The 15,133-nt window shown below is 73.1% G+C and carries 13 protein-coding genes; 9 read left to right on the top strand and 4 right to left on the bottom strand.

The window, feature by feature from the left end; all coding sequences use genetic code 11:
* Positions 1-91: 91 nt before the first annotated feature.
* The 6 genes from AB0L65_RS25065 to AB0L65_RS25040 all read left to right on the top strand — a co-directional run bounded on the left by AB0L65_RS25065 (position 92) and on the right by AB0L65_RS25040 (position 6,345).
* The gene (locus AB0L65_RS25065) at positions 92-2,818 is read left to right on the top strand and encodes a Na+/H+ antiporter subunit A (protein WP_364249324.1); all 2,727 of its coding nucleotides are present in this window, start codon (positions 92-94) and stop codon (positions 2,816-2,818) included.
* Positions 2,815-3,624 (top strand): Na(+)/H(+) antiporter subunit C, encoded by an 810-nt coding sequence (locus AB0L65_RS25060; RefSeq protein WP_364249322.1) that lies wholly within the window; start codon positions 2,815-2,817, stop codon positions 3,622-3,624. The genes AB0L65_RS25065 and AB0L65_RS25060 overlap by 4 nt, the downstream gene beginning before the upstream one ends.
* 87 nt (positions 3,625-3,711) lie before the next feature.
* On the top strand, positions 3,712-5,262 hold the full coding sequence (locus AB0L65_RS25055) for a Na+/H+ antiporter subunit D (RefSeq protein WP_364249320.1): 1,551 nt from the start codon (positions 3,712-3,714) through the stop codon (positions 5,260-5,262).
* Positions 5,259-5,762, top strand: a complete 504-nt coding sequence (locus AB0L65_RS25050; RefSeq protein ID WP_364249318.1) for a Na+/H+ antiporter subunit E — start codon at positions 5,259-5,261, stop codon at positions 5,760-5,762. The genes AB0L65_RS25055 and AB0L65_RS25050 overlap by 4 nt, the downstream gene beginning before the upstream one ends.
* Positions 5,759-6,019: a monovalent cation/H+ antiporter complex subunit F gene (locus AB0L65_RS25045; protein ID WP_364249316.1), complete on the top strand. Its 261-nt coding sequence runs from the start codon at positions 5,759-5,761 to the stop codon at positions 6,017-6,019. The genes AB0L65_RS25050 and AB0L65_RS25045 overlap by 4 nt, the downstream gene beginning before the upstream one ends.
* Positions 6,016-6,345, top strand: a complete 330-nt coding sequence (locus AB0L65_RS25040; RefSeq protein WP_364249314.1) for a monovalent cation/H(+) antiporter subunit G — start codon at positions 6,016-6,018, stop codon at positions 6,343-6,345. The genes AB0L65_RS25045 and AB0L65_RS25040 overlap by 4 nt, the downstream gene beginning before the upstream one ends.
* On the opposite strand, the gene AB0L65_RS25035 is transcribed toward AB0L65_RS25040, so the two are convergent.
* Genes AB0L65_RS25035 through AB0L65_RS25020 form a run of 4 tightly spaced genes read right to left on the bottom strand, consistent with a single transcriptional unit; the run spans position 6,294 to position 10,326 of the window.
* Positions 6,294-6,794 (bottom strand): DUF6328 family protein, encoded by a 501-nt coding sequence (locus AB0L65_RS25035; protein ID WP_357739825.1) that lies wholly within the window; start codon positions 6,792-6,794, stop codon positions 6,294-6,296. The two genes, AB0L65_RS25040 and AB0L65_RS25035, sit on opposite strands and share 52 nt — an antisense overlap.
* 51 nt (positions 6,795-6,845) lie before the next feature.
* Positions 6,846-8,876: a xanthine dehydrogenase family protein molybdopterin-binding subunit gene (locus AB0L65_RS25030; RefSeq protein ID WP_364249312.1), complete on the bottom strand. Its 2,031-nt coding sequence runs from the start codon at positions 8,874-8,876 to the stop codon at positions 6,846-6,848.
* A complete protein-coding gene (locus AB0L65_RS25025) occupies positions 8,873-9,841 on the bottom strand; it encodes a xanthine dehydrogenase family protein subunit M (protein ID WP_364249310.1) in 969 nt (322 codons plus the stop codon). The genes AB0L65_RS25030 and AB0L65_RS25025 overlap by 4 nt, the downstream gene beginning before the upstream one ends.
* Positions 9,838-10,326 carry a 2Fe-2S iron-sulfur cluster-binding protein gene (locus tag AB0L65_RS25020; RefSeq protein WP_364249308.1) on the bottom strand — a complete coding sequence of 163 codons (489 nt, stop codon included), beginning with the start codon at positions 10,324-10,326 and terminating at the stop codon, positions 9,838-9,840. Before AB0L65_RS25020 ends, AB0L65_RS25025 begins: the two co-directional genes overlap by 4 nt.
* 96 nt (positions 10,327-10,422) lie before the next feature.
* On the opposite strand from AB0L65_RS25020, the gene AB0L65_RS25015 reads away from it, so the two are divergent.
* The 3 genes from AB0L65_RS25015 to AB0L65_RS25005 are packed head-to-tail and all read left to right on the top strand — an operon-like array spanning position 10,423 to position 14,995.
* The gene (locus tag AB0L65_RS25015) at positions 10,423-11,568 is read left to right on the top strand and encodes an acetate/propionate family kinase (RefSeq protein WP_364249306.1); all 1,146 of its coding nucleotides are present in this window, start codon (positions 10,423-10,425) and stop codon (positions 11,566-11,568) included.
* A complete protein-coding gene (locus AB0L65_RS25010) occupies positions 11,565-12,830 on the top strand; it encodes an erythromycin esterase family protein (RefSeq protein WP_364249304.1) in 1,266 nt (421 codons plus the stop codon). The genes AB0L65_RS25015 and AB0L65_RS25010 overlap by 4 nt, the downstream gene beginning before the upstream one ends.
* A gap of 32 nt (positions 12,831-12,862) precedes the next feature.
* Positions 12,863-14,995, top strand: a complete 2,133-nt coding sequence (locus AB0L65_RS25005) for an ATP-dependent RecD-like DNA helicase (protein WP_364249302.1) — start codon at positions 12,863-12,865, stop codon at positions 14,993-14,995.
* Positions 14,996-15,133 lie beyond the last annotated feature (138 nt).

The raw sequence follows: 15,133 nt of genomic DNA, 5'->3' as shown, positions 1-15,133 counted from the left end.
TCGGGTCAACCACGGTCGCGCCTGCGGGGCACGCGTCCCGTGCCGGGAGAGATTGACGGACGTAGCCGGAAAAGTCCCTCCCGAGGAGCCCATGGAGTCGCTGCTGGTCCTGCACGCGGTGGCGGCGGTGTGCGCTCCCTGGCTGGTCAGGCGCACGTCCCTGGCCGTGCTCGCCCTTCCCCCGGGCATCGCCTTCCTCGCCGTCCTGCTGTGGCTGCCCCCGCGGGAGAGCGCGGCCTGGGCGCCCGTGCTGGGACTGGAGCTGTCCTTCCGCGCCGACGCATTGGCCGTGCTGATGATGTCGCTGGTCACCGGCGTGGGCGCGCTGGTCATGATCTACAGCTCCCGCTACTTCAGCCGGGACGACGAAGGGCTCGGGCGCTACGGCTGCTTCATGACGGGCTTCGCCGGGTCGATGCTGGGGCTGGTGGCGGCCGACGACCTGCTCCTGCTGTACGTCTTCTGGGAGCTGACCACCGTCTTCTCCTACCTGCTCATCGGGTACGACCCCGAGAGCAGGCTGAGCAGGCAGGCCGCCATGAAGGCGCTGATGGTCACCACGTTCGGCGGCCTGGCCATGCTGGCGGGGTTCGTCCTGCTCGGGCAGGCCGCGGGCACGTACCGCGTTTCGGACATCGTCGCGCACCCGCCCCACGCGGGCCCCGTCGCCGTCGTGCTCATCCTGGCCGGCGCGCTGTCGAAGTCGGCGATCTTCCCGTTCAGCATGTGGCTGCCGGCCGCCATGGCCGCACCCACCCCCGTCTCGGCCTACCTGCACGCGGCCGCCATGGTGAAGGCCGGCGTGTACCTGCTGGCCAGGCTCGGTCCCGCGCTCGGGGACCTGACGGTCTGGCGGGCGGCGGCGGTGCCGCTCGGCCTGGTCACGATGGTGCTGGGCGGGTGGCGGGCGCTGCGCGAGACGGATCTCAAGCGATTGCTCGCCTACGGCACGGTCGGCCAGCTCGGCTTCCTCACGGTGCTGTTCGGCTCCGGCGACGGGGGCGCGGCGCTGGCCGGCGCGGGCATGCTGCCGGCGCACGCGCTGTTCAAGGCCGCGCTGTTCCTGGTGGTGGGCATCGTCGATCACGCGGCGGGCACCCGCGACCTGCGCGAGCTGAGCGGGGTCGGCCGGTCGATGCCGTGGGTGTGCGGGGTCGCGGTGCTGGCGGGGGCGTCGATGGCGGGGCTGCCGCCGCTGGCGGGGTTCGCGGGCAAGGAGGCCGCGCTGGAGGCGCTCATGGGCGCGCCGGTCGTGCTCGCGGGCGTGGTGGCCGGGTCGGCGTTGACGGCGGCGTACACGCTGCGGTTCCTGTGGGGCGCGTTCTGCGACAAGCCGGGGGTGGCGGCGCGGCAGACGCATCGCATGCCCGCGGCCATGACGGGACCTGCCGCGCTGCTGTCGCTGCTCGGGCTGGTCCTGACGCCGTTCGCCGGGTGGCTCGCCTCCACCTTTTCCGGATATATCGGGACATTTCGCGTTAAAGGGCATGAGGTCCATCTGGCGCCGTGGGGTGGCTTCACCCTGCCGCTCCTGCTGTCGGCGGTGTCGGTGGCGGCCGGGGTGGCGCTGTTCCTGGCCAGGGAGCCCGTGGCCAGGGTAGGGGCGGCGCTGCACGTGGTCGACTCCGGGCAGGTCTTCTGGGCGCTCGTGCAGCGGCTCGACCGCTTCGCCATCCAGCTCACCGGCTTCATCCAGCGCGGGTCCGTACCCGACTACCTGACGCTCACCCTGCTGGCCGCGGTCGGCGTCGGCGTGTTCTCCCTCGCCTCCGGCGGCCCGCCCCACCTCGGCGTGCCCGTCGTCCTCTGGCAGCGCCCCGAGCAGCCCGTCGCCGCCGTCCTGACGGTGGCGGCGGCCGTGCTGGCGCTGTTCGCCCGCGCGTTCATCCTGCTGGCCCTGGTCGTCGGCCTCACCGGGTACGGCACGGCGCTGCTGTTCCTCGCGCACGGCTCGCCCGACCTGGCGCTCACCCAGTTCCTGGCCGAGACGGTGAGCCTGGTCATGTTCGCGCTGGTGCTGCGGCGGCTGCCGCTCGGCCCGGTCAGGGGGCGGCTGCCGTTCCCGTTCAGGATGGCGCTCGGGCTGGCCGTGGGGGTGGTGGTCACCGGCGCGGGCATGCTGGCGATGGGCGCGCGGACCGCCGAGCCGGTCGGCGCGCACCTGGAGGCGGCCGCCGGGCAGGCCGGCGCCCGGAACATCGTCAGCGCCCTCATCGTCGACCTGCGCGCCTGGGACACCCTGGGCGAGAGCACGGTGCTCGTCGTGCTGACCCTGGGCGTGACGAGCCTGGTGTTCCTGCGGCGCAGGTCGTACCACATCGAGCCGGTCGCGGGGCCGCCCGTCGAGCGCACCCGCTGGCTGTCGGCCACGTTGCCGCGCGGGCAGCGGGCGCTGGCGTTCGAGGTGGTGGCCCGGCTGACGTTCCACACCGTGCTGGTGCTCTCGGTGTTCCTGCTGTTCATCGGGCACAGCGAGGTCGGCGGCGGGTTCGCCGGCGGCATCGTGGCCGGGCTCGCGATCACCGTGCGCTACCTGGCGGGCGGGCGGAACGAGCTGGCCGCCGCGCTCCCGGTGCACGCCGGGGTGCTCATGGGCGCCGGGCTCACGCTGTCGGCGGGCACGGCGCTGATCGGGCTGCTGTTCGGGCGGGCGGCGCTCGACCTGCTGACCGTGGACGTGAGCGTGCCCCTGGCCGGGCACCTGCACGTGTCCACGGGGCTGCTGTTCGACCTCGGCGTGTACGTGTCCGTCGTCGGCATGGTCCAGGACATCCTGCGCTCCCTCGGCGCCGAGCTGGACCGGCAGGAGAGCGTGTGACCGTCACCCTGCTGCCCTTCCTGGCCTGCTTCGCGATGGTGGCCACCGGGGTCACGCTCCTGCTGGAGCGGAGCCTGGTACGGGTGCTGGCCGGCGTCGTCCTCCTGGGCAACGGCATCAACCTGCTGATCGTCACCGCGGGCGGCGACCCGGGCGGCCCGCCCTTCGTGGACGTCGGCGGGCGGGCCGACCCGCTGCCGCAGGCCATGGTGCTCACCGCGATCGTGATCACCCTGGGGGTGACGGCGTTCCTGCTGGCCCTGGCGCACCGGTCGTGGCAGCTGTCCGGGAGCGACGAGGTCCAGGACGACACCGAGGACCGCCGCGTACGGCTGCGCGCCCGGCGCGGCGAGCTGAGCGACGCCGTGCGCGCCCGGCGGGACGCCTACCGGCGGCTGGTCGCCGAGCAGCGCGCCGAGCTGGCCAAGCTCGCGGCCGAGCAGGCCGAGCGCGAGCGGCTGCAGGAGGCCGACCTGGAGCAGCGCATCTCCAGGGTGCACGACGAGCTCGAACGGTGGATGCGCGAGCGGCGGCAGGAGGGGCTGACCGAGGAGGAGGTGCACCTGCGCTTCGAGGAGGCGGGGCGGCGCGAGGACGCGGCCGCCCTGGACAACGCCGAGCGCATCGAGCAGCTGCGCGAGCAGCACACGCGGGGGCGGGAGGAGCAGGCGGCCAGGGAGCGGGCGATGCGGAGAAGGCTCAAGGCACGACAGCGGGAGGCGCGCAGGCAGATGCGGGCGGCCATCAGGGAGGAGCGGGAGCGCCAGGCCCTCGCGCAGGACCCCGAGCTGGAAGGCGAGGACTGACCATGAGGAGCCGCGTGCCCGGACCGGAAGGCGAGGTCTGACCGTGGAGAGCCGCGTGCCCGAGCCGGAAGGCGAGGGCTGATCCCGGTGGAGAGGCTGATCTGCGTGCCCGTGCTGCTGCCGCTCCTGGCCGCCGGCGTGAAGCTGGCGATCGGGGGGCGGCTGCGCCGGCTGCAGTCGCTCATCAGCCTGGTCACGCTCGCCATCTCGGTCGTCGTCTCCGCGCTGCTGCTGGTCGCCGCCGACACCCGCGGCCCGCTGGTCACCGAGCTGGGCGGCTGGCCTGCGCCCGTCGGCATCTGCCTGGTGGCCGACCGCCTGTCCACGCTGGTGCTGCTGGTGTCGTCGGCGGTGACGTTCTGCGTCATGGTGTACTCGGTCGCCAACGCCTACGCCGCGCAGGAGCACGACGCCCCCATGGCGATCTTCCATCCGGCGTTCCTGGTCATGGTGGCCGGGGTGGCGGACGCGTTCCTGTCGGGTGACCTGTTCAACCTGTACGTGGCGTTCGAGCTGCTGCTGAGCGGCTCGTACGTGCTGCTCACCTTCGGCGGCACCGAGTCCAGGATCCGGGCGGGCGCCACGTACACGCTGATGGCCCTGGCCTCGTCGATGTTGTTCCTGATCGCGCTGGGAGTCACGTACGCGGCCACCGGGACGCTGTCGATGGCGCAGCTCGCCGAGCGGTTCGCCACGTTGCCCGTGCAGGTGGCGCTGCTGGTGGAGCTGACGCTGCTGCTGGCGTTCGGCATCAAGGCGGCGATCTTCCCCATGTCGGCCTGGCTGCCGGACTCCTATCCCACCGCGCCCGCCCCGGCCACGGCCGTGTTCGCGGGCCTGCTGACCAAGGTCGGCGTCTACTCGATCATTCGTCTGGAGGCGCTGCTGTTCCCGGGCGGGCCGGTGTCGACGCTGCTCATGTGGGTGGCGCTGGCCACGATGCTGACGGGCGTGCTGGGCGCGGTCGCGCAGACCGACCTCAAGCGCATGCTCTCGTTCACGCTGGTCAGCCACATCGGCTACATGGTGTTCGGCGTCGGCCTGTCCTCGGTGGCCGGGCTGGCCGGGGCGATCTTCTACGTGGTGCACCACATCACCGTGCAGACGACCCTGTTCCTGGTGACCGGGCTGGTGGAGCGGCGCACCGGCACCACCTCGGTGAACGGGCTCGGCGGCCTGATGACGACCGCACCCCTGCTGGCCGTGCTGTTCTTCGTGCCCGCCATGAACCTGTCGGGCATCCCGCCCATGTCCGGCTTCCTCGGCAAGCTGATGCTGGTGCAGGCGGGCATGGCCGACGGCCGCCCGCTGCCCGTCGCCCTCGTGGCCGGAGGGCTGGTGACGAGCCTGCTCACCCTGTACGCCGTGGCCCAGACGTGGAGCAAGGCGTTCTGGCGCGGCCCGCGGGCCGTGCGGGCGGGCACGGTCGTGGAGAGCGAGGAGTACACCGGCGAGGACCCGACCGTCACCACGACGGCCGTCCCGGGGGCGCTGACGGCGTCGGTGGCGGCGCTGGTCGCGATGGGGCTGTCGTTCACGGTGCTGGCCGGGCCGCTGTCGGCGTTCACGCACCGGGCCGCCGCCGAGCTGATGGCCCGCGAGCCGTACGTCACGGCCGTGCTCGGGGGGCGGCCGTGAAGCCGCGGCTGGCGCTGATCGCCTGGCTGGCGGTGGTGTGGGTGACGTTGTGGGGCGAGCTTTCCGCCGGCAACGTGCTGGGCGGGCTCGCGGTCGCGCTGGTGGTGACGTGGTTGCTGCCGCTGCCCGTCCTCGACCCCGGTATCAGGGTCCATCCGGTGGCGCTGGTGGACTTCCTGCTCTGGTTCGGCCGGGACCTGGTGGTCTCGACCGTGCGGGTGGTGGTCTGGGTGGTGCGGCCCGGCGTGCCGCCCACCCAGATCGTCCGGGTACGGCTGCGCACGTCGTCGGAGTCCATGACCGTGATGATCATGGTCGCGCTGTCGACCGTGCCCGGCAGCCTCGTCGTGGAGGCCTACCCCAAGGAGCGCGAGCTGGACCTGCACGTGCTGGGACGTCCGGGAGACGTCACCGAGGCGGTGCGGGCGGACGTGGCCGGGCTGGAGTCGCGCATCGTGGCGGCGTTCGGCACCCGGCGGGACCGGGAGGAGCTGCCGTGACCGTGGTGTACCTCGTGACGCTGGGGCTGCTCGGATGCGCGGCGGCGGCCACGCTCTACCGGGTGGCGCGCGGTCCTACGATGCTGGACCGGGCGGTCGCGGTCGACGTGATGACGTCGCTGTGCATGTGCGGCGTCGGGGCGTTCGCCGTGGCCAGGGACGACTATTCGGATCTGCCGATCCTGCTGGTGCTGTCGCTGCTGGGGTTCGTCGGGTCCGTGTCGCTGGCCCGCTTCTTCTCGGGGAGGTCCCGATGAGCCGGCTCGACATGTGGCTCGACATTGCGGCGGCGGCCTGCCTGCTGCTGGGCGCGACGCTGGCGCTGTCGGCCGGGGCCGGGCTCGTCCGGTTCCGCACCACGCTGGACCGCATGCACGCGGGCACCAAACCGCAGGTGCTCGGCGTGCTGCTGGTGCTGCTGGCCATGTGGCTGCACCGGCCCACCTGGGCGAACGCCGGGCCGCTGCTGCTGGCGGGCATCTCCCAGGTGATCACCGTGTCGGTCGCGGCGTACATGGTGGCGCGGGGCGCCTACTCGCGCGAGCGCGCGGACGACGACACCGAGCTCCCCTCGGAGGACTGATCGTCCGAGCGGTTGAGCGCCGCCTGGCCGAACCAGGTCCACAGGGCCAGCGCGGCCAGGATCCCGCCGGTGGTCCAGCCCAGCGCGGGGCCGAACAGGTAGTCGATCACGAGCATGGTGGCCGTCGCCATCGACACGGCCAGCGCGAGCGCGCCGACGATGCCGTAGAGGTTGGAGCGCCGTACCAGGGTCTCCTTGCGCCCCTGCCGGAACAGCACGCGGTGCTGGGCGGTCGGCGCGATGTAGCAGATGGACGCGACCGCCGCGCTGACCAGCGCCAGGTAGAACAGCCACCGGTCGGGCGGGTCCAGCCTGCCAAACCCGACCGAGAAGGGCACCGTGAGCAGGAACGCGAACAGCACCTGCACCCCGGTCACCGCCACGCGCGCGCCCTGTAAGAGCTCCACGAAGTTCCGGTCCGCGCGCTCCTGATCCGACTCGTTCTTCACGCCGCCTCCCGACTCCGGAACGAGAGACTTCTCCTTCCTTGGCGGGGCGCGCTAAAACCTCGCCCGCAGGATCTTGGCCGGAGTGATGGGCAGATCGCGCACGCGGCGGCCGATGGCGTGGTGCACGGCGTTGCCGACGGCGGCGGCCGTGCCGACGATGCCGATCTCGCCGATGCCCTTGCTGCCCATGGGGTTGAGGTCGTCGTCCTCCTCGTCCAGCCAGACCGCCTCGATCCGCTCCACGTCGGCGCAGGCGGGCACGTGGTACTGGGCCAGGTCGCGCCGGAGGAAGCCGCCGAACTCCTCGTCGGTGTACGTCTCCTCCATCAACGCCATCCCCATGCCCATCGTCATGCCCCCGATGAACTGCGACCTGGCCAGCTCGGCGTCCAGGATGTGCCCGGCGGCGAAGACGCCGAGCAGGCGCGACACCCGTACCTCGCCCGTCACGGAGTTGACCCGCACCTCGGCGAACTGGGCGCCGAACGCGTGCCTGGCCAGCTCCGCGTCCCGCGCGACCTCCTCGGTGGTGTCGGCGCGGCCCACCGTGCCGTTCACCTTGAGGTGCTCGCAGGCGCGCACGATCGCCGAGCCCCACGAGGCCGTGCCCATGGAGCCGCCCGCGAGCGGGGCGTCCGGCAGGTCGCTGTCGCCCAGCTCGACGTGCACCCGGTCGGGCGCGACGCGCAGCACGCCGGCCGCGATCCCGGCCAGCGCGGTACGCGCGCCCGTGCCGATGTCGGCGGCGGCCACCTGGACGAGGAAGTCGCCCTCCCGCATGGTGACGACGGCCTTCGACGGGCTGCGCCTGGCCGGGTAGGTGGAGGCGGCGACGCCGGTGCCGACCAGCCACTCGCCCTCCTGGCGGCGGCCCGGCTCGGGGTCGCGCCGGTCCCAGCCGAAGCGGCGGGCGCCCTCGCGCAGGCAGGCGACCAGGTTGCGGGAGCTGAACGGCAGGCCGCTGTCCGGCTCCGTCTCCGGCTCGTTGCGGACGCGCAGCTCGATCGGGTCGATGCCGGCGGCGTAGGCCAGCTCGTCCATGGCGGACTCCAGCGCGTACATGCCGGGGCACTCGCCGGGGGCGCGCATCCACGACGGGGTGGCGACGTCCAGCCGGACGAGCCGGTGGGCCGTGCGCAGCGCGGGCGTGGCGTACATGACGCGGGTCGGGGTCGTGGTCTGCTCGGCGAACTCCACCAGCGTCGAGCTCTGCTCGTAGGCCACGTGCTCCAGCGCCGTGAGCCGGCCGTCGGCGTCCGCGCCGAGCCGCAGCCGCTGGATCGTGGGCGTGCGGTAGCCGGTGACGTCGAACATCTGCTGCCTGGTCAGCACGATCTTGACGGGCCGGCCGACGGCCCTGGCGGCCAGGGCGGCCAGCACGGCCTGCGGCCTGGAGGTGCCTTTCGAGCCGAAGCCGCCGCCGACGTGCCGGGACACCACCCGCACCTGCTCACTGGACACGCCGAGGGTCTGGGCGAGGAGGTCGCGGCTCGAGGACGTGCCCTGCGTGGTGTCGTACACCAGCAGCCTGCCCTCGCCGTCCCACAGCGCCAGGGCAGCGTGCGGCTCCATCGGGTTGTTGTGCAGGACGGGGGTCGTGTAGGTCACGTCGATGACGGTCTCGGCCGCGTTGAGCCCGGCTTCGACGTCGCCCTTCACGGTGTCGGACGGGAAGCCGGGGTTGACGGTCTCCGGCTGGTACAGGTTGGGGTGGTCGGCGCGCAGGGCCACGTCGTGGATGTCCTGCTCGTACTCGACGACGATCGCGTCGGCGGCGGCGCGGGCGTTCTCGTAGGTGTCGGCCACGGCGGCGGCCACGAACTGGCCGCGGTAGGCGACCTCCCGGCTCTGGAACAGCGCCAGCTCGCCCTCGGCGGCCGGGCCCAGCCGGGGCGGGTCCTCGCTGGACAGCACGGCCAGCACGCCGGGCATGGCGAGCGCGTCGCGGACGTCGATGCGCCTGATGCGGCCCTTGGCGATCCGCGACTGCACGGGATAGGCGTAGGTGACGCCCTCGACCGGGTATTCGGCGGCGTACGTGGCCAGCCCGGCGACTTTGACGCGGCCCTCGACGCGGTTCACGGCGTCAGCTCCTCAAGCGTGCGGACGATCAGATTGCGGGTCAGCGGCACCTTGAAGTCGTTGCGCGGGAGCGGACGGGCCTGTTCCAGCTCGGCCTCGGCGGCGGTGCGGAACGCCTCACCGGTCGCCGGGCCGCCGACGAGGACCTGCTCGGCGCGTTCGGCCCGCCATGGCGCGTGGGCGACGCCGCCGAGCGCGATGCGGCAGCCGGTGACGGTGCCGTCGCGGACGTCGAGCACGGCGGCGATGGACACGAGGGCGAAGGCGAACGACGCCCGCTCGCGTACCTTGCGGTAGAGCGAGGCGCCCGGCGGCGGGGCGGGCAGCTCCACGGCGGTGATCAGGTCGCCCGGCTCCAGCACGGTGTCCCGCTCGGGCGCGTCGGCCGGCAGCCGGTGCAGCCCCGGCATCGGGACGATCTTGTCACCGCCCTGGCCGGTGACGTGCACCTCGGCCTCCAGCGCGGCCAGCGCGACCGCCATGTCCGACGGATGGGTGGCCACGCAGGCGTGCGAGGTGCCGAGGATCGCCAGGTTCGTGTGGTCGCCCTCGATGGCCGGGCAGCCGGAGCCGGGCTGGCGCTTGTTGCACGGCCGGGTCACGTCCTGGAAGTACGGGCAGCGGGTGCGCTGCAGCAGGTTGCCGGCCACCGTGGCCATGTTGCGCACCTGACCGGAGGCGCCGGACAGCACCGCCCGGGCCAGCATCGGGTAGCGGGAGCGCACCAGGGGGTGGAGCGCCAGATCGCTGTTGCGCACGGCGGCGCCGACGCGGAGCCGGTCGCCGGCCTGCTCGATGGCGTCGAGCGGCAGCTTGCCGACGTCCACCAGGCGGTCCGGCTCGGCCACGCCCAGCCGCATGAGGTCCACCAGGTTGGTGCCGCCGCCCAGGTACATGGCGCCCGGCCCGAACCTGCGCACCGCGTCCGCCGCGCTGCCCGCCCGGGTGTATTCGAAGAGTTTCACGGCGCGACCTCGGCGATGGCGCTGACGATGTTGACGTAGGCGCCGCACCGGCACAGGTTGCCGCTCATGCGCTCCCTGATCTCCTCCGGCGTCAGGCCGGGGTCCTCGCGGAGATCGCCGGTGATCGCGCTCGGGCCCTGCTCACCCAGCATCCCCACCGCCGAGCAGAGCTGCCCCGGCGTGCAGTAGCCGCACTGGAAGGCGTCGTGCTCGATGAACGCGGCCTGCAGCGGATGCAGCTCCTCACCCTCCATCAGCCCCTCGACGGTGACGATCTCCGAGCCGTCCATCGCCACCGCCAGCGCCAGGCAGGAGTTGGCCCGCCGCCCGTCGATCAGGACCGTGCAGGCCCCGCACTGGCCGTGGTCGCAGCCCTTCTTGGCGCCGATCAGGCCCAGCCGTTCGCGGAGCAGGTCGAGCAGCGACATCCGAGGGTCCACGTGCACAGAATGTGACGATCCGTTCACCTTCAGGGTGATGTCCATGGCGCACGACTACCCGACCTCCAGACGAGGCAATCTCTGAGGGCGGTAAAGCGCGATGTCCGTTTTGCGCCTGAGATGAGGGGTAGCCGAGCGGGCATGGGGGTGTCGATCGACGAGCAGGTGACGGAGTCGGCGGCGATACTCACCGTCAACGCCGGGTCGTCGAGCTTCCGCCTTGACCTGGTGGAGGGCGGTTGCGTGCTGGACTGCGTGCACACCGAACGCGCCGTCGACCCCGGCTCGGCCAGGCGGGAGCTGTCGTCGTTCCTCGGCGGGCACTTCGGGCGCGACATCCGCGCCGTGGCACACCGCCTCGTGCACGGCGGCGAGCTCGTCCGCACCCCGGCGGTGGCCGACGACGAGACGGCCGAAGGGCTGCGTGGCCTGACGAGCCTGGCGCCGCTGCACCTGCCGCCGGCGCTGGCCCTGCTGGACGCGGCCCGCGCGGAGCTGCCTGCCCTGCCGCACGTGCTCTGCCCGGACACCGCCTTCCACGCCGGCCTGCCGGAGGAGGCCGCGGTCTACGCGCTGCCGCTGTCCTGGCGGGAGAAGTACGGGCTGCGGCGCTACGGCTTCCACGGCCTGTCGTACGCGTGGGCGGCCGACCGGGCGGCCGAACTGCTCGGCCGGCCGCCGGCGGAGCTGGACCTCGTGCTGACGCACCTGGGCGGCGGCTGCTCGGTGTGCGCGGTGTCGGGCGGGCGCAGCCTGGACACCTCGATGGGCTTCACCCCGCTGGAGGGGCTGCCGATGTCCCGGCGCTCGGGCAGCGTGGATCCCGGGATGCTGATGTGGCTGCTGGGGCCGGGCCATCTCACGGTGGACGAGCTGAGCGAGGGGCTGGAGCGCCGCTCCGGCCTGCTGGGGCTGTCGGGCGGCTTCTCGGGGGACACGCGCGAGCTGGTGGCGGCCGCGCGGGAGGGCGATTCGGTCGCGGAGCTGGCGCTGGAGGCGTTCAGCCACCGGGTGGCCAGGGAGATCGCCGCCGCGGCCACCTCGCTGCGGCGGATCGACGCGCTGGTGTTCACCGGGGAGATCGGCTGGGACCAGCCCGAGGTGCGCGAGGCCGTCTGCGCCCGCCTCGGGCTGCTCGGCATCGAGCCTCCCGCGCTCGGCAACCGCCACGACGACGGGCCGGTCAGCGCGTACGACGCGGCCGTCCCCGTCATGGTGGTGCAGGTGCGCGAGGAGCTCCAGCTGGCCCGCGAATGCCTGCGCGTGCTCGCGGAGGAGGACGAATGACGGTTCTCGACGAGGTACGCCGCTCGGCCCTGCCGCTGACCGGCCCGGGGGACCTCGACCCGCTGATGGAACGCGTGGGCGAGGCGCGGTTCGTGCTGATCGGCGAGGCCAGCCACGGGACGCATGACTTCTACACCTGGCGGGCGGAGCTGACCCGCCGGCTGATCGCCGAGAAGGGATTCGGTTTCGTCGGGGTCGAGGGCGACTGGCCCGACTGCGAACGGGTGCATCGGGCCGTGACCGGCGACACCGATCCCTTCGAGGCCCTCTACACGTTCGAGCGCTGGCCGACGTTCATGTGGGCCAACGAGGAGGTCGTGCAGTTCTGCCGGTGGCTGCGGCGCTACAACGCCGCGCTGCCGCGCGAGGAGCGCTGCGGCTTCCACGGCCTGGACGTCTACAGCCTGTGGGACTCGCTGCGCGCCGTGCGCCGCTACGCCGCCGCCCGGCTGCCGCAGGAGATGGAGCCGGTCATCGACGCGTTGTACTGCTTCGAGTCCTACGGCCACGACCCGCAGCAGTACGGCCTGGCCACCCGGCTGGTCCCGGAGGGCTGCGAGGACGAGGTCGTGCGGCTGCTCCAGGCCGTGGTCCGCGCGGCGCCCGGGGACGAGCAGGGCTACAGCGCGCGCCAGAACGCCGAGGTCGTGGCCGGGGCCGAGCGCTACTACCGCTCCATGATGCGCGGCGGCCCCGAGTCCTGGAACGTCAGGGACGTCCACATGGCCGACACCATGGCCCGGCTCGCGGACTTCTCCGACGCCAAGGGCGTGGTGTGGGCGCACAACACCCACGTGGGCGACGCCCGCGCCACGGACATGGCCGCCGCGGGCATGACCAACCTCGGGCAACTGGCCCGGGAGCGGTACGGTGACGACGCGGTGCTGGTGGGGTTCGGCACCCATCGCGGGTCCGTGGTGGCCGCGACCGCCTGGGGCTCGCAGCACCACGTCATGCGGGTGCCGCCGGCGCGGCCCGCGTCGCTGGAGGCGCTGCTGCACGAGGCCGTCGTCGAGCCCGAGGTGCTGTTCGTGGTCCCGCCCAAGTGGTCGAGACCCGCCTGGTACGACGAGCCGATGGGGCACCGGGCGGTCGGCGTCGTGTACCACCCCGAGCGGGAGCTCAGGGGCAACTACGTGCCCACGGTGGTGGGCGGCCGCTACGACGCCTTCATCTGGCTGGACGAGACCAGGGCGCTGCACCCGCTGCACGGCGAGCCGTGGGGCGACGCCGAACCGGCGACATATCCGACCGCCATGTGACCTTGTCGGTGCCAGGTGGTTGGATCTGCGGTGTGGAGGCGTCGGTCGAGCAGCTCGTCTACGTCCGGGAGGACGAATACACCGTCGCGCGCATGAGCGCCGACGGCGAGCCCGACTTCGTGGCCACCGGGCGGGCGCTGGCGGGGGCGCAGCCCGGCGAGACGCTGCGGATCTTCGGCGAGTGGGGCCGCCATCCCCGCTACGGGCGGCGCTTCGCGGTCAGCGGGTGCGAGCGCATCGTGCCCTCGTCGGTCCGGGCCATCCGGATCTACCTGGGGTCGGGGCTGATCAGGGGCATCGGGCCGCGCCTGGCCTACGCGATCGTCGACCACTTCGGCGAGGCCACGCTCAAGGTGATCGACAGCGAGCCCGAGCGGCTCACCGAGGTCGTCAACATCGGGCCGCTGCGGCAGGGGCAGATCGTCCAGGCGTGGCAGGAGCAGAAGGCGATCGCCGCGCTGATGGTGACGCTGCAGGGGCTCGGGGTCAGCCCGCTGCTGGCGGCCAAGATCTACCAGGTGTTCGGGCAGGACGCCGACGAGGTGCTGGCCACCGACCCGTACCGGCTGATCGGGCGGGTGCGGGGGATCGCGTTCCGGATCGCCGACAAGATCGCGCTGCAGTCGGGGGTGCCCGAGCGCAGCCCGCAGCGGGTCAAGGCGGCGCTGCTCGACCGGCTGGAGGCGGCGGGGAGCCGCGACGGCCACTGCTTCGTGCCGGTGCCCGCGCTGGTGCGGGAGACTGCGGAGCTGATCGAGCAGGACCAGGAGCTGGTGCGCCCGATGATCGACGCGCTCGTGGCCGACCGCCGGGTGGTCGTGGAGGCCGCGCCCGGCCAGCCGGGCCAGGCGGTGGCGTACGCCAAGCACGTGCACGGCCGGGAGGCGGCGCTGACCGAGCAGATCGCCCGGCTCATGCGGGCCCGCTCGACGCTCCCCCTGCGCGCCTTCCCCGACGACCCCGGGCTCCACGAGGACCAGCAGACCGCCGTCAACATGGCCCTGACCAGCACCGTCTCCATCATCACGGGCGGTCCCGGGTGCGGCAAGAGCCACACGGTGAAGGCCATCGCGACCACGGTCAGGGCGGCGGGCGGCACGGTCACGCTCACCGCGCCCACGGGCAAGGCGGCCAAGCGGCTGTCGGAGCTGACCGGGCTGCCGGCGATGACCATCCACCGGATGCTCGCCCGGCAGCCCGATCCCGACCCGGAGACGCTGTTCGACGAGACGCCGTCGCAGGCCGACCTGATCGTGGTGGACGAGGCGTCCATGCTCGACCTCCACCTGGCCACCCGGCTGGCCGCCGCCGTGCCGTCCGGGAGCCATCTGCTGCTCATCGGCGACGGCGACCAGCTGCCCAGCATCGGGCCCGGCGACGTGCTCGCCGACCTGCTGCGCGTGGAAGCGGTCCCGCGGGTCCAGCTCACCCACGTCTTCCGGCAGGCGGGCGGCAGCGGCATCATCGACGCCGCCCACCGCATCCGCGCCGGCCGGCTCCCGGTCAGGACGGCCGGCGGCGGGTTCTGGTTCGAGGAGCTCGACGACCCCGCCCAGGTGGCGCGGCGGGTGGCCCACCTGGCGATGGTGGCGATCCCGCGCAAGCAGAACGTCGAGCCCGACCAGGTGCAGGTGCTGTGCCCGATGCGCAAGGGCGAGACGGGCGCCACCGCGCTCGGCCGCCTGATCCAGGACCAGCTCAACCCGGCCGCCGACGACAAGCCGGAGCACTGGTCGGGCGCGTCGGTGTTCCGTGTGGGCGACCGGGTCATGCCGATCCGCAACAACTACGACAAAGGCGTCTTCAACGGGGAGACCGCCACGGTGACGGCGGTCGTGCAGGAGGAGCGCACGATCGAGATCCTCACCGACGACGGCGAGCGGGTGCGCTACGGCTTCGACGAGCTCGACGACCTGACCCACGCCTACGCGATCAGCGTGCACCGGTCGCAGGGCAGCGAATACCCGTTCGTGGTGGCGCCCATCGTGGCCGAGTCGGGCGGGATCATGCTCCGCCGCAAGCTCCTCTACACCCTGGTGACCAGGGCGAAGGCGTGGGTGGTGCTGGTGGGCCAGCGGGAGGCGCTGGAGCTGGCCGTCCACCGGATCGGCCACCGGCGCAACACCGGCCTGGCCCGCCGCCTGGCCTCCGCCCTGGAAAGCTAGCCCTGGAAAGCTAGCCCTGGACGGCTGAGCCCGGGGGCCGGGGGGGTGCGGGGCGAGGGCGGCCGCCGCGCCCGGCGCGCGGGGGGGCCCCCCCATCCCCGGCGGCCCCCCCCCCCCCGGGCCCGGGGGGGCCGCCCC

The sequence above is a fragment of the Nonomuraea sp. NPDC052116 genome, from assembly GCF_040680035.1.
Classification (GTDB): Bacteria; Actinomycetota; Actinomycetes; order Streptosporangiales; family Streptosporangiaceae; genus Nonomuraea; species Nonomuraea angiospora_A.
The sequence above is the reverse complement of the archived record's forward strand: the minus strand, read 5'-3'. Positions and strand labels throughout refer to the sequence as shown.

What these genes read in the sequence shown, in the direction of transcription:
- AB0L65_RS25065 (WP_364249324.1), top strand. Translation starts at nt 92, where the DNA reads ATGGAGTCGCTGCTGGTCCTGCACGCGGTGGCGGCGGTGTGCGCTCCC.
- AB0L65_RS25040 (WP_364249314.1), top strand. Translation starts at nt 6,016, where the DNA reads ATGAGCCGGCTCGACATGTGGCTCGACATTGCGGCGGCGGCCTGCCTG.
- AB0L65_RS25020 (WP_364249308.1), bottom strand. Translation starts at nt 10,326, where the DNA reads ATGGACATCACCCTGAAGGTGAACGGATCGTCACATTCTGTGCACGTG.
- AB0L65_RS25015 (WP_364249306.1), top strand. Translation starts at nt 10,423, where the DNA reads ATGGGGGTGTCGATCGACGAGCAGGTGACGGAGTCGGCGGCGATACTC.
- AB0L65_RS25010 (WP_364249304.1), top strand. Translation starts at nt 11,565, where the DNA reads ATGACGGTTCTCGACGAGGTACGCCGCTCGGCCCTGCCGCTGACCGGC.